Raw genomic sequence first — 14,700 nt, 5'->3', positions numbered from 1 at the left:
CCTACACCATTGATTTTTCTTCGATAACTGCTTCAGCTTGATGTACTAGGTTCCTCAAAGCTTCTAATGTTCCTATATTTACATCCTCCCATAAATTGCGCTTGTGTGCTTCTAATAATTTTTCAGCAATATCACGCAGTGCGTAAGGGTTATTTTGCTGAATAAATTCTACAACAACTGGATCGAGTAAATAAGCATCTACTATGCCTTGATACATGTAATCTTCAGCACATTTTGCGGTTGCATCGTAGGCGAATAGATAATCTACCGTGGCCGCCATTTCAAAAGCACCTTTGTATCCGTGGCGCATTACTCCTGCAATCCACTTGGGATTAACTACGCGAGAACGATACACTCGTGCAATTTCTGCTTTCAGTTGACGAACGCGTGGTTGGGCGGGTATAGAATTATCTCCAAAGTAAGTTTGGGGATTTTTTCCCTGTAGAGAACGCACAGCTGCTGTTAAGCCACCCTGAAATTGGTAATAATCATCAGAATCGAGTAGATCGTGTTCGCGGTTGTCTTGATTGTGCAGGACTATTTGCATTTGGGACAAGCGTTGTTTGAAGGCTTCGGTATTGGGGACTGGGGACTGGGCATTGGGCATGGGGCATGGGGCATTGGGCATTGGGGACTGGGGATTAGGAATAATTTCTGCTCCTCTGCTCCCCTGCTCCCCTGCTCCTCTGCTCCCCTGCTCCCCTGCTCCCCTGCTCCCTTGCTCCCCTGCTCCCCTGCTCCCCTGCTCCTCTGCCAAGTTTTCCGAAGAGTAGGCGTAAGAACTCCAGTTAATGTAGGCGCGGGCTAAATCTTCGTCATCTGTCCAGTTTTGCGATTCGATTAAACCTTGGAGTCCAGCGCCGTAAGCACCTGGGCGAGAACCAAAAATGCGATAGCGCGATCGCACCACTGCTTCTTCTACAGTTAATCCTTGGTTTGTCCACAATTCAGTTTCTTGGCGAACTGCATCCGCTAGAGGATTTTGTTCTGGCGGTTCATCTAAATCTGCTACTGCTGATACTGCTTGATCGAATAAGTCAATTAAGTTGGGAAAAGCATCGCGGAAGAATCCCGAAATTCGCAAGGTAACATCTACACGGGGACGCCCTAAAATCGCTAGGGGCAAAATTTCAAAATCCACTACTCGCCGCGCTGCACCATCCCATACAGGTTGAACTCCGAGTAAAGCCAAGGCTTCAGCAATATCATCACCGCCTGTTCTCATGGTGGCTGTTCCCCACATTGATAAACCTAGTGTTTTGGGATACTCGCCATGCTCTTGAGTGTAATATTCAACGAGGGTTTCAGCAGCTTTTCTCCCGATATCCCAAGCTGTTTCGGTGGGAATGGCGCGAATATCGACAGAATAAAAGTTTTTCCCTGTTGGTAGAACTTCTGGGCGGCCGCGCGTGGGTGCGCCAGATGAAGCGCTGGGGACATATCCGCCATCGAGTCCGTGTAATAAATGGGTGATTTCTTCGTGGGTTTGTTGTAAAGCTGGGAGGAGGCGATCGCGTATCCAGTTAAGGGTAGTGTTAAGTGGGGAGTTAGGAGTTAGGAGTGAGGAGTTAGGAGTTATGAGTTGTTCTACTAAAAGGGCGGCGTGTTCTTCTAGGACTTCGACGATATCACCGAGGGTACGGCATTCTGTGCCATTGACTATTGAGTATTCACCGCTAGGCATTGACAAATCGGCTGTGAGGGGATCGAAGTCTAGTCCCCAATCTTGAGCGATCGCACGGGTAATACCTGAAGAATGGCGATTGGGGATGCGAGCGATCGCTACTATTAAATCCCTTAATTGCCGTCCTTGGGGACATTGCCCAAAAATATGCAAGCCATCGCGGATTTGGGCTTCTTTCAATTCACAAAGATAGCCACCGATGGAATTCAAAACTAGAGATTCCGAATTAAAAATTTCTGTTTCATTTTGGATTCCTAAATCTAGATGGAGATTTTCTTTGACTACCAGTTCGCGGATGCGATCGCGAATTACTGGCAAACGCGAAGGATCTAAACTGTCGGCTTCATAATACTCATCAATTAAATTTTCTAACTGTTGCAAAGAACCGTAGAGTTCCGCGCGAGTCATTGGCGGCGTGAGGTGATCTATAATCACCGCTTGAGCGCGACGTTTGGCTTGGGAACCTTCACCAGGATCGTTGACAATAAATGGGTACAGGTGGGGAAGTGCGCCGAAAGCTACTTCTGGATAACAATTACTCGATAAAGCCACACTTTTACCCGGTAGCCATTCTAGATTTCCGTGTTTTCCTACATGAACTACAGCATCAGCACCAAAAGTTTCTCTAACCCAATAGTAGAAAGCTAAATAAGCATGGGTTGGTTCTAAATCCGGCGCATGATAATTCAAACTGGGGTCATTATCATAACCCCTTGCAGGCTGAATTCCCACGAAGATGTTGCCGAGTTTAATTCCAGAAATGGGGATTGGGGATTGGTTATTATCTTCATCTCCCTTCTTCCCATGCCCCATGCCCCATGCCCCATGCCCTATTCCCCACCTTTCACTAATACCTTGCTGAACTGCTGGCGGTAATGAAGCGAAATATTCTTGATATTCTTCCCAAGAAACACTTTGGTGTACGGGAAGCCATTCTTTACCTTCTGGATCGTTGGTTACACCATCTGTCAGCCGTTGAATCAACTCGTCTCCTTGAGCAGGTGGATTTTCTACTTCATACCCAGCTTGACGTAAAGCTTGCAAGATTTCTACACAACTAGCTGGGGTGTCGAGTCCCACACCATTGGCGAGGCGGCCATTGCGGTTGGGGTAGTTTGCCAGAATTAGGGCAATTCGACGTTCTTGGGGTGGTTTGGAACGTAGACGCGCCCAATTTGCTGCTAGGTTAGCAACGAACTCGATGCGATCGCTCACTGGTTCATAAATTACCACATCTGTTTCTAAATGGGGATTACGAGTTTGCAATGCTTTAAAAGACACAGCACGAGTAATAATCCGCCCATCTACTTCTGGTAGCGCCACATTCATCCCAATATCGCGGGGAGAAAGCCCTTGAAACTGTGACTCCCACTGCTCAATCGCTCCGCCACTAAGGATCACCTGCAACACAGGCACATCTAATTTTTGCCAAAGTTCGGTTTGGGGTGTTTCGCTTTCCAAGCGTGCTAGAGAAAAACTAGTGGTATTTAGCAGCACAGCAATTGATTCAGCTTCTTTAGGTTGGAAAAATTCACTCAACTCAACTTGCACATCTGGTTCACGCAATGAAGAAACAAATACTGGCACTGGTTGTAAATTTTTCTGTACCAAAGCTTCGCATAAAGCATCAATTACTTTAGTATTCCCCGCTAAATAATGAGCACGGTAGAAAAGGATGCCGACTTTGGGCATGGGGCATGGGGCATCCCTTCGGCTTCGCTCAGGGCAAGTGGGCATTGGGCATTGGAAGCCTTGAGCTTCTGAGGTGGATGAACGAGTATCTGAGGTGGATTCATCCAGTTCAAAGGTGGATGAACGAAGTTCTAACTCTCCCCTGCTCCCCTGCTCCCCTGCCCCCCTGCTCCCCTGCCCCTCCACTCCCCACTCATACAATCCCACGCGCGGAATCGGTTGAGGTGATGGGGGATTATATGCAGTTAATAAGCAACTATCGGAGATAAATTGCAGAGCATTAACGAAATTTTCCACGCCGCCTTCGCTAAAATACTGCCATACCTGGTTAACAATACCCAAAGGCACGGTAGACTGGGAAATTAAATCGGGATCGAAAGCGTCATCCCCTGGCATTACAATGAGGGTTCTACCATTTCGTTGCACAATTTCTTGCACTACTTCTAAGCCATAACCCCAGTAAGAACGTCCTCCTAATAGGCGCAAAATAATTACTTGGGCAAGTTCCAAAACTTGCTCGCCATAAGTATCTATGCTTAATTGTTGCTGCAACTGCAACAGGTTGGCGACTCTTAATGCAGGAAAGCTTGCAGGTAATTTTGTCACCGCAGCTGCCAAGGTTTGAATGTCAGTATCAGCAGCCGTAATCAAGACGAAAGGCGCGGGAGTTTGTTCTAAAAAAGTTATACCTTCTGACTGATTCCATCCACCTGATGTGCTACTTATACGATGCATAATCCTGTGTTACCGTTTTAAGTTATTGGTTAGTACATAATCAAAACAAACTTTTTTCCCTGGATTGTGCCCTCTCTTACCAAAATGATTGAAAATGCTTAGTTCTCCTGATTTGAGCTTTTCTCGAACCTTGCCTATTGTTGTATTTAATCAGCTTGGGGAGTTGTTAGAACAAATGGCTCAAACGGTGGGAAGTGCCGTTTTGATACTGACAGAAGCTACGTTGGCGCGGATTTACATACCTGTGGAGTGGCAAAGGCAAAGGTTTACATTAGTGGTTTCTGAGCAGTTTAGCGCCCTTTTGGTAGGAACATTTGAGCAAGGAAGCAGGGAAATAGAGGGGCAAGGAATTTACTCAGAAATCAATGCTCAGTTGACGTTTAATTTGGAGGCGATCGCTTCTTTTGTCTACGAATTGAAAGACTTGTTTGAGTGCGATTCTTATACTCACCAAAATCTCGAACGCTATCAGCAAATTATTAAACCCAATGACGCCACACTCCAAAGTCAATTCACGCTGTTGTTATTAGAATATCTCCTAACTCAGCCAAACCAAGAAATAATAGCATCTCCAAGCCCAATTGGGCCAGCAGTTTATATCTGTCAGCCAGTGGAAGATGCTTTAAAAAAACAAATTTCCCAAGAGCGGTTGTTAAACCAGGTAACAACGCAGATCCGCAAAAGCCTAGATTTGCCGGTCATTATGGCAACGGCGATTACACAGGTGCGTGAGTTTTTGGAATTAGACAGATTAGTAATTTATAAATTTGCAGCTTCTCAAGTAAATACTCAACCATACCAGTCTGATACTATTCCCTTCAATGAAACGGCACTGACAACAGACATGGAACTATCGGTTAGGGAATCTACCGAAATCTATTTTTCTATACACGAAAACAACGATCGATACTCGCCTTTTATATCAACAAATAATCAACCTCTACTAGGAGACTGCCAAAAGTATGGAGGTTATATTGTCTATGAAGCTCGTGCTACAAATGCTATTACATCGGTGTTGAATTACACGGAAAAAAATTGCTTTATCCGAACCTCTCAGTGTTGGGAGAAGTATCAGCAAGGTTTTACCTTGGCTGTGGATGATGTCGAAAAAACTTATGCTCTAGAAGAATGTTTGTTGAATTTTTTAAGGGAATGCCAAGTTAGGGCTAAGTTAGCTGCACCGATAATGTTTGAGGACAAACTGTGGGGATTGCTGATTGCTCATCAGTGCGATCGCCCATACCAATGGAATGATAGCGAAAAAAGCTTGCTGGTTGCGATCGCAGAACAATTAGCGATCGCTATTCACCAAGCTGAGTTAATGCAAACTCTCACCCAAGAAAAACAAAATCTCGAACAACGAGTTATTGAGCGGACAATGGCTCTACGCGATGCTCTACTCGCCGCCGAAGCTGCTAGCCGAATTAGAAGTGAGTTTCTCGCTACTATCAGTCATGAATTGCTCACACCTTTAACTTATGTGATTGGGATGTCTTCAACGTTATTACGCTGGCCTTTGGGTGAATTGAGCCAACGACAACGGGGTTATCTGCAAACCATCCACGACAGTGGAGAACATTTATTAGCAATGATTAATGACATCCTCGATTTATCGCAAATCGAGGCTGGTAAAACAGCTTTAAATATTTCGGAATTTTCTTTGGTGAATGTTGCCGAGAATGCTGTGAAGTCGCTGCAAAAAAAAGCAACGAGCGAGCAAATTAATCTTATACTTGATTTGCAAATCGATCCCAGGTGCGATCGCTTTACCGCCGATGCCAAACGAGTAGAACAAATTCTTTGGAATCTGTTAACTAACGCGATTAAATTTACCCCTAAAAGTGGCAGCGTTACCTTACGTCTTTGGGTGGAAGATAATACTGCTATTTTTCAAGTGGAAGACACCGGAATTGGCATTCCTGAAGAACAATTACCATTACTGTTTGAGAAATTTCAGCAACTCGATACACCTTATCGCCGCCGCTACGAAGGCACTGGACTTGGACTAGCTTTAACTAAACAACTCGTGGAACTCCATCGAGGTCGAATTGAAGTAGAATCAGCTGTAAGTATTGGCTCGATTTTTACTGTATGGATACCAACTCAGGCAATGAGAGTGGGGAGTTAGAAATTAGGAGTTAGGAGTTAGGAGTTAGGAGTTTGGAGTTTGGAGTTTGGAGTTTTACTCTCCAACGCTACAAGGGTTAGGATTAAAGATTAGGTCTGTATTGGACTCAATTGCAAACCGATATATTAGCTAATCAAATTAGTGAATTTTGGCGTTTATGAAAATATTAGTGTTTTGAATATGTCTTCCTAGAACGCCTATTCTGATTTTAAGACTGCTAGGAGAATTCGCATTAGTTCTTCTAAATCTTCTGGAACTCTATAACTATTAATTGCTAATTCAAAATGTTTGTTTGCTCTATCTAATCTAGCAAACTGCCATATCTTACCTGTAGTTACAGAACCGATCAAAATAGGTTGCTTTGTAATTGCAGGAGATTCTTCCCACTGATCTAACGCTATCATTTCGGCAACTAATTGAGTGAATCCTCTAGTTAAATCTTCATATTTAGCTTCAACTACTAACAATTGATTTGTTTGATAAGTTCTAATTAGATAATCTAAATTTCCCTGAAGTAGATTAGAAACTTTGATGCAAAATTCAATTCTAATCTGAACATTTGTATAATGAATTAACTCTAAGACTACCTTAGATATTATTACTTCTCTTCTTGCCAACTCCGTAGTTAAAGGTACATAAGGCAGTACTTCAGTAATTCTATCTCTTAGTTCAGCTAACCTATCTAACTCTCCTTGATATAGTGGTAACATTAAATTAACTAAAACTAACTTATACCCGAAATAATCAGCTAAGTCTTCTGAATAATAACCATTTTCAAAATACTTACTAAAGGTATAATTTTGATTAGGATCTAACTTCACTTGATACACCTCTACTTTCTAAAAACTCTATCTGCTTGCAGTCACACAAGAGGGTTAAGCTTGCGTGGCTGACGTGGATATGAGTTGATGCAGACCTTGGACATTGCTCCTGCGATGTCTACGACGGGCGGTTCCTGAGCGCAGCCGTACCCCTTTGGGGAAGTAAGCTACGCGCAGCGTCTCCGACAGGAGAAGGGCTACGCCTACGCTTAAATTCATACTTTAATTATGCAATGCCAATTTTTTATTTTGAGGCTAGGCTAACGAGCATTTTTTCAAAAATTTTCAACACATGCTCCTCTCCATTGTCTCTAATAAAGATGCCAAAATTGGGGTGAGAGTTGATTTCAATTAACCAATATTGATTATCTCGATCTAATACGATATCAAAACCACCATAATCAAGGTCTAATTCTTCAAAAACTGGTTGAGCAAAATTAGCAATCTCTGATAGTATTTGTGGATCGTTAATATACTTGGCTTTCGCACCATCCCAGTGTAGAGGACTGAGATTACCGATAAATTTCGCATCAGTTATATCTTTTTCATAGAGCAAAACTAACTCTTTATTTAAGAAAACCGCTCTATATTCAGATTTGATATGAATAAATTCTTGAGCAAGAGCGACGTAATCATATTTATGATTAATAGTAAAAATTTCTTTTAAAGCAGTTTCAATTTCATCTAGATTCTTAGACAAAAAGACATTATGTCCGCTTGCACCAGAGTTTCTTTTAATAATTACTGGTGTTTCAAAGTTTTCTTTTATTTCTAATACGATATCTTGAATAGTTGGAAATTTTAAGTAAATCTGATATTTGGTGTCGCAAAAAGGGGAAAGAAAACCCACTGTCCGAGGAAGTTTAACTTTTTTATTTAAAACATGATAAGTATATTCTTTGTCTTTGAGCAGGTGTGCTACTGCTTGATTAAGTAAGGGAGTGCTATAGTTACAAAAATAATGCTGTTTACTATTCAATTTTATTTTGACTAAATTTTCCGAAGGATGAAGAATTTCATAGCTGATATTTAAATTTTCACAAGCTTTCAGCAATAGCAAAACATTTTCTAACATAAATACTGAAAATTCACTCAAAATTACGAATTACGAATTACGAATTACGAATTACGAATTATTTTAACTTGCTGTTTGCCGTTTAAAAATTACTATCTCAGTCCCAACAACTGGGTTACGAGCTATTAGCTGATTTTGGGAGTCGAGAATTTCTAAATGGGTAAAATCAAGTTCTTGAGAGCGTTGTAATATTTCCGCAGCTAGTTTGTCTTGCTGAGATTCATTGAGAGTGTACCAATCGTTACTAATTTTGACAGTCAAGTTACTTGTACGGAAGTTGGCTTGAATTGACTTTATCAGACCAGAGGCAACGCGATCGCTAATTTCAGCTACCTGATTTTCAATAGCTGCAATCAAAGCTTGTTCAGGTGTCAATTCTATGATGGGTGTCGGCGTTGGCGTTGGTGTTGGGATTGGCGTTGGCGTAGGAATTGGTTCTGGTTCTGGTTCTGGTTCTGGTGTTGGTGGGGTAATTTGTGCTTCTGGCGGTGTAATTTCCTCTGTTGGCTGTGGTTCTGGTACAACTGACTCCGGTGGAGTAGTTATCGTTGGTGTTGGTATCGGAACCTCTTCAACTGGGGGAACAGTTGCTATTTCCGTAGGTTTCCCAGTAAAGATAGTCGTAGTTGTCCAAACGAGAATTACAGCAATTCCAGTTACAATTCCCGTCAAAGCTGTATCTGATAACTTTGTTGACAAATTTGATGGTAAAAACAAGCGGATTGTCCTTAACAATCCACCCCACCGCAACTGAAGCTGCTGAAAAAAACCTGGTTTTTCCTCAGTACCAGGTGGGGGTGCTGTCTCCAGTTTTTCCACCGTTACTTCTAAAACCCCAATCGTTCCTTGGAGAAGTTGGATAATTTTAGCCTTCCAAAATGGCTGAACTCTCTGGTAAGGTTTTTGGGGAGGTTGAGTTACTTGCTTATCCGTCGGTTTTGACTGATTGTCTTGTGACATGGAACTTTCACCAAAAGCAGCGAATCAAAGACAAACAACGTACATTATTACTGGTGCTGCCTTCTTTTGCCTTAATGTATCACTACATTGCACATTGCTTCAGCTAAACTGACTATTTATTAAATTTGGTGAGTTATGAACCTGAAACGCCGTCAATTTTTATTTTTAAGTAGCTTCAGCGCCATTGGTACAGGATTTTTAGCCTGGATGTTTACTCATCAAAATCATCAAAGTGCTGATATTAGCGACTCAACAACAGCTATAGCCGCTAACCCAGCCAAAAAAGACTTGTTATTACGTTTTGTGTCTGTTGCAGATACGGGGACTGGCGCTAAAGGACAGTATGCTGTGGCTAGAGCGATGAATGCGTATCATCAGAAAAATCCTTATGATTTAGTCGTTTTAGCTGGAGACAACATTTACAATAACGGCGAGATTGAGAAAATTAATGCAGTTTTTGAACGTCCCTATCAAGGTTTACTAAAGCTTGGTGTGAAATTTCAGGCTTGTTTAGGTAATCACGATATTCGTACTGAAAATGGCGATCCACAAGTCAAGTATGCTGGCTTTAATATGAAGGGGCGTTACTATACATTTAAACGTAATCAAGTACAATTTTTCGCTTTAGATACTAACGGAAATGCTGATTGGAAAAATCAGCTAAGTTGGTTAGAAAAAGAATTAAGTCTTAGTAATGCTCCTTGGAAAGTAGTGTTTGGTCATCATCCGATTTATTCATCGGGTCAGTATGGGAATAATCCAGATTTTATTAAAACTTTTACTCCCCTATTTAAAAAATACGGCGTTCAACTTTACATCAATGGTCACGAGCATAATTATGAACGCACTCGTGCTATTGATGGGACAACTTATTTAATTTGTGGTGCGGGTGCTGGTAATCGTCCTGTAGGGCGTTCTGAGTGGACAGGATATTCTACCAGTGACTTAAGTTTTGCTTCTTATGAAGTGTATAAAGATAGAATAGAAATAAGTGCGATCGCTACTAATAATCGCGTTTTTGATAAAGGGATTATTCAATTAAAATCAGCTTAGTTATATGACTCAGCAAGAACTTCCTTCTGCACTCAAAAATATTGTAGAATCATCTCAAACACCAGATGCTATATTTTCTGCACTGTTACCAGCTATAGGCGATTTTTTACAGTCTGATAGATGTTTTCTATATCTGCACAATCCACAGAATAACCTTGGTAGAGTTGCCTTTTGTTGGATTCGTACTCCAGATGTACCTACTGTTTATAATGAAGAATGGGCAACACAACCCCCATCTGTAACAGATGAAGATCCGATGTTTGCTGCTGCGCTACGTGCTAAACCTTCAATCTTTGTAGAAGATGTAGAAACAGCTGATTCTCAGGTTTTAAATCGGGAATTTGAACAGAAGTATTTTGGACATCGTGCCCTTATTCATGCCCATATCCGCCAGGATGGGCAACTCTGGGGAATTTTACAACCATGTATTTTTGGTCATCCCAGAATTTGGACTGAATATGAACGAGTAGTGATTAATAATCTTGTCGAAAAAATTACGCCTATTGCAGTTTCTTATGTAAAGTCTGCTTTTGATTAGTGTTAGCACTTAAATTTCTCGATTGAAGTGGTAGTTTTTGTTTTTCCCACTCATGCAAATTTATGATTCATACTCTTGACAAAATCTCCAAGAGATCGAATGAAACAGCCCTGCCTTATTTTCAAGGCAGGTTTATGAATGAGCAGAACAATCAAAATTATCGTTCACAAAGTTGTTACTGACCGTCCTGCACGCAGGGAACCACGAGTGAGTTCAAAAACGCCGCCCCAAAGCCTACCCCTTCATGACAAAACCTCGACAAGAATTACGGAAACAACTGCAAACTTCTTAATTGGCAACTGTTTCCGCTTTTCTTAGTACGATTTGTCTTTAGGCTACAGTGACTCCTAGCGTATAGGAACCAGCATTAAAATAGCCAGAACTGAAAGTCCCGCCATTTTGAGGGAAGTAATCATAATCACTTACTGAAATGGAGTAAGTACCTGCCCCTAGTGAAGCGGTGATTGATTGAGAACTACTGGAACTCTGTAAGTTACCGGCACTATTAAATAGGCCGAGAACTGGATAGTTATTGTTATAAGTCGGCGTGTTGATAGTCACAGTTCCTGGGTTGGCTAAAGAAAATGTGAAAAAGTCGAAATCAGGCTTGTTCCCTGGAAGCGTTGCCAGTTGAGCAGAGGTATTAACTTCTGAACCTAATGTTAAAGTACCTAGCTTCTCAGCAGTAGCTAGTGTGTTATTTGTCCCTTGTCCAGCATCTTCTTTCTCGTAGAACAGGAAGTCGTCACTATCAAGCTTCAGAGGCGATGCTTGCACAACACCAATGAGTTCATCTAGCTCTCCTGAGTTGTCCAAAAATACCCTTGTATCGGCTCCCACAGTCTGCAAGCGATAGTCTCCCACTGTTCCTTTGAGCTGGATTGCATCTTCGTTGGAGTTGAAGCCACTGATGGTAGCGTAGTCTGCTAAACCACTACTTCCACTGTTGTTATCGTCATAGAAGACATTAGTAGCATCTCCAAGTAAGAACTTATCTTCCCCAGGCCCTCCAGTTAGGATATCAACCTCCCCTAATCCAGGAGAATCAGAACCATTAGTATCAACGCCTATGAAGACATCATTTCCAGGCCCCCCAAGGAGAATGTCATTGCCGACCCCGCCACCGAGGGTGTCATTGCCTTCTCCTCCTTCGACTTGGTCATTGCCAGCCCCGCCAAACAGGCTGTCATTCCCATCCTCGCCCAACACGAGGTCATTACCTTCCTGACCATCAAGAAAGTCATCGCTATCCCCACCAAGCAAGGTGTCATTGCCGCCTCTGCCAAAAAGGGTATCACTGCTGCCTGCTCCAATCAGGGAGTCGCTAAAACTAGAACCAAAGACTTGCTCGATATTGAACAGGACATCATTGCCATCTCCCCCACTGGCAGTTCCAGCGCTAAGGTCAACGGTGACTCCAGCAGTGGCATTTGAATAGTCAGCAGTATTAATGCCAGTCCCACCAAAGAGTTGGTCATCCCCGCCTCCACCTTGGAGTTGGTCATCGCCATCCCCACCAAGCAAGGCGTCATTGCCGTTGCCGCCTAGCAGGGTATCATTGCCTTCTCTACTAATGAGGTTGTCATTCCCGTCCTCACCATTGAGAAAGTCATTGCCAGCCCCACCAAGCAGGATGTCAATGCCGCTACCGCCAAGCAGGGAGTCATTGCCGTACCCGCCATTGATAAAGTCGTCGTTAGCCCCGCCAAGGAGGGTGTCATTGCCGTTATCGCCAAAGAGGCGGTCATTACCAGCCTCACCATTGACAAAGTCATTCCCGTCCCCACCACTGATGAAGAAGTCATTGGCAGCTCCGCCAAGGATGGTGTCATTGAACCTAGAACCAACGACTCTTTCAATCTCCAACAGGACATCACTCCTGCCCTGCCCTGTAGCGGTTCCAGTGGCAAGGTTAATCGTGACTCCGGAAGTGGCACTGAAATAATCAACAGTATCAACACCAATTCCACCCAAGAGTTGGTTATTGCCAGTCCCACCACGCAAGGTGTCATCGCCAGCCCCACCACGGACAGTATCGTCGCCTTCTTCGCCATCAAGCAGGTCATTGCCAACTCCACCATCAAGCAGGTCATTGCCACCTCTACCAAAGAGGGAATCATTACCGCGCCCACCAATTAGAAAGTCTTTGAAACCAGAACCAAAGACTTGTTCGATATTAAACAGGACATCATTCCCAGCCCCTCCCTCGGCGGTTCCAGTCGCCAGGTTGACGGTGACACCGGCAGTGCTATTTGAATAGTCAGCAGTATCATTGCCAGTCCCACCAAAGATTTTGTCATCCCCGTCCCCTCCTTCTAGTCGGTCATGGCCAGCCCCGCCAAGGAGGGTGTCATCGCCAGCCTGACCAATCAAGTTGTCATCGCCATTCTCGCCATCAATCTGGTCATCGCCAGCCCCGCCATTGAGGGTGTCAACCCCTTCCCCACCAAAGAGTTGGTCTTTACCGTCTTCTCCAGTGAGTCGGTCATTTCCGTCCCCGCCTTCGATAAGGTCATTGCCAGATCCAGCAAGGAAAGCATCATTACCGAACCCACCAAGCAGGGTGTCGTCACCGCCTTTGCCAAGGAGTTGATCGTCCCCATCCTCGCCATCGAGAAGGTCATTGCTAGATCCACCAAGGAGGACATCATCGCCCAACCCACCAAGTAGGGTGTTCTCGCCGTCCTCACCATTGAGAAGGTCATTGCCGTCCTCGCCATTAAGCGAGTCATTGCCAGCCCCACCCAAGAGGTCATCATTGCCCCCCCGACCAAAGAGGTTATCATCACCGCCCTGACCAAGGATAGCGTCATTCTCAAACGTGCCAATTAGAGTGTTATTGCTGTTGTCTCCAATAATGTCTGCCATATTAATCCCCTCGGTTATAAGTTTGATTCAGAGATATTCGCTGGCAGAGGTGTCATCTATGAGTAACCCTGCCAGCGGGGAAAACCCTAGATAGGTAGTTCAAAGAAATGCAACATCTACTTAGACTGGTTTCGTAACCGCTTAATAATCCGGGGTAAATCGCTCAGTGACAAGGCTCAAATGGCGTAAACTCGTTCCTGAACTGGTAGTTCGCCCCGATTTATTGAGCGGTTACTTTCATCTTTTGTATTTAAAGTAAAACAAAAGCCTGTATATCTCAAATTCTTCATTAAAAATTAAGCCAATCTAAAAAAAAATCAACCTAACTAAGCCAATTGTCTTGAGAATCTGTTTCTTGAAATAAGATTTCAATTGTTACAGTTTAAAGTTTGTGCTACTTTTTGCACTACTTTGCACTACATTGAAATAGTATATAACACAATGTAGTTCAAATACGAGTTAAGACTAGGTTAAGGCTAGATTTTTTGGTAAAATTTAATTGCGATAAAATATTGAGAAGACATATTTCACCGCACAGCAAAGCTTAAAAACTTTGCTATGAAAGAGTTACAGGAAAATCCTTTTGTCACAAAAAAACGGCATTGAGCCAAGATAGCAATAGCGTTGGCGAAATATTACTTAACATAGAAATTTTATGATTCTTGAGGCAGTTATTGTTCATGTCAAACCTGGTCTAGAATTTGATTTTGAAACTACTTTCAAAAAAGCTTCTAAAATTATTTCCTCAATGGACGGATATTTATCCCATGAATTGCATAAATGTATAGAAGTCAACGGGAAATACTTATTACTTGTCAGATGGGAAACTTTAGAATCTCATACTGTTGGATTTAGAAGTTCTGCTGAGTATCAAGAGTGGAAAAAACTTCTGCATCATTTTTATGAGCCATTTCCCACTGTTGAACACTTTGAAGAAATTGAAATATGAAAAACAATAAGTTATAAAAACTCATCCTTTGATAAGTTTAGAAGAAGCTGGAGTTAATACAACTTAAACTCAACTTATAAATGTTGGTGTTTTAGTTACAAATAACTCGTTTTTAGATAAGTAAAACTAAAGTTGGATTTAATCAACTTAATGATTAATTATAAGAAGTTCAAAAATGATAAGTCAAATAGAAGTTT

Annotated in this window: 9 protein-coding genes; 4 read left to right on the top strand and 5 right to left on the bottom strand. The window is 42.5% G+C overall.

Annotated features, from left to right (window positions below):
* Position 1 precedes the first annotated feature (1 nt).
* A complete protein-coding gene (cobN, locus tag RM049_RS32275) occupies positions 2–4,111 on the bottom strand; it encodes a cobaltochelatase subunit CobN (protein ID WP_322707088.1) in 4,110 nt (1,369 codons plus the stop codon).
* A gap of 94 nt (positions 4,112–4,205) precedes the next feature.
* Between cobN and RM049_RS32270 the strand changes: the two genes are divergently transcribed.
* Positions 4,206–6,239, top strand: coding sequence for a GAF domain-containing sensor histidine kinase (locus RM049_RS32270; RefSeq protein WP_322707087.1), 2,034 nt, complete (start codon positions 4,206–4,208; stop codon positions 6,237–6,239).
* 197 nt (positions 6,240–6,436) lie between these two features.
* On the opposite strand, the gene RM049_RS32265 is transcribed toward RM049_RS32270, so the two are convergent.
* From RM049_RS32265 to RM049_RS32255, 3 genes are all read right to left on the bottom strand, one after another.
* A complete protein-coding gene (locus RM049_RS32265) occupies positions 6,437–7,060 on the bottom strand; it encodes a hypothetical protein (protein ID WP_322707086.1) in 624 nt (207 codons plus the stop codon).
* Between the two features lie 244 nt (positions 7,061–7,304).
* Entirely contained in the window at positions 7,305–8,135 is an 831-nt protein-coding gene (locus RM049_RS32260; protein ID WP_322707085.1) for an ATP-grasp domain-containing protein, read from the bottom strand.
* 63 nt (positions 8,136–8,198) lie between these two features.
* A complete protein-coding gene (locus RM049_RS32255) occupies positions 8,199–9,095 on the bottom strand; it encodes a hypothetical protein (RefSeq protein ID WP_322707084.1) in 897 nt (298 codons plus the stop codon).
* Positions 9,096–9,230: 135 nt separating this feature from the next.
* Here RM049_RS32255 and RM049_RS32250 point away from each other — a divergent pair, with 135 nt between their 5' ends.
* Positions 9,231–10,148: a metallophosphoesterase family protein gene (locus RM049_RS32250; protein ID WP_322675208.1), complete on the top strand. Its 918-nt coding sequence runs from the start codon at positions 9,231–9,233 to the stop codon at positions 10,146–10,148.
* Between the two features lie 4 nt (positions 10,149–10,152).
* Positions 10,153–10,686, top strand: coding sequence for a GAF domain-containing protein (locus tag RM049_RS32245; RefSeq protein ID WP_322707083.1), 534 nt, complete (start codon positions 10,153–10,155; stop codon positions 10,684–10,686).
* A gap of 330 nt (positions 10,687–11,016) precedes the next feature.
* On the opposite strand, the gene RM049_RS32240 is transcribed toward RM049_RS32245, so the two are convergent.
* Positions 11,017–13,554 carry a calcium-binding protein gene (locus tag RM049_RS32240; RefSeq protein WP_322707082.1) on the bottom strand — a complete coding sequence of 846 codons (2,538 nt, stop codon included), beginning with the start codon at positions 13,552–13,554 and terminating at the stop codon, positions 11,017–11,019.
* Between the two features lie 655 nt (positions 13,555–14,209).
* Here RM049_RS32240 and RM049_RS32235 point away from each other — a divergent pair.
* Complete coding sequence (locus RM049_RS32235) at positions 14,210–14,503, top strand: antibiotic biosynthesis monooxygenase (RefSeq protein ID WP_322684829.1); 294 nt, start codon at positions 14,210–14,212, stop codon at positions 14,501–14,503.
* Positions 14,504–14,700 lie beyond the last annotated feature (197 nt).

The sequence above is a fragment of the Nostoc sp. DedQUE04 genome, assembly GCF_034530995.1.
Lineage (GTDB): Bacteria > Cyanobacteriota > Cyanobacteriia > Cyanobacteriales > Nostocaceae > Nostoc.
Note: the sequence above shows the minus strand (reverse complement) of the source record. Positions and strands in the feature narration are given on the sequence as shown.

Coding starts and splice junctions, on each gene's coding strand:
- cobN (WP_322707088.1), bottom strand. CDS start 4,111: ATGCATCGTATAAGTAGCACATCAGGTGGATGGAATCAGTCAGAAGGT.
- RM049_RS32270 (WP_322707087.1), top strand. CDS start 4,206: ATGCTTAGTTCTCCTGATTTGAGCTTTTCTCGAACCTTGCCTATTGTT.
- RM049_RS32260 (WP_322707085.1), bottom strand. CDS start 8,135: ATGTTAGAAAATGTTTTGCTATTGCTGAAAGCTTGTGAAAATTTAAAT.
- RM049_RS32255 (WP_322707084.1), bottom strand. CDS start 9,095: ATGTCACAAGACAATCAGTCAAAACCGACGGATAAGCAAGTAACTCAA.
- RM049_RS32250 (WP_322675208.1), top strand. CDS start 9,231: ATGAACCTGAAACGCCGTCAATTTTTATTTTTAAGTAGCTTCAGCGCC.
- RM049_RS32245 (WP_322707083.1), top strand. CDS start 10,153: ATGACTCAGCAAGAACTTCCTTCTGCACTCAAAAATATTGTAGAATCA.
- RM049_RS32240 (WP_322707082.1), bottom strand. CDS start 13,554: ATGGCAGACATTATTGGAGACAACAGCAATAACACTCTAATTGGCACG.
- RM049_RS32235 (WP_322684829.1), top strand. CDS start 14,210: ATGATTCTTGAGGCAGTTATTGTTCATGTCAAACCTGGTCTAGAATTT.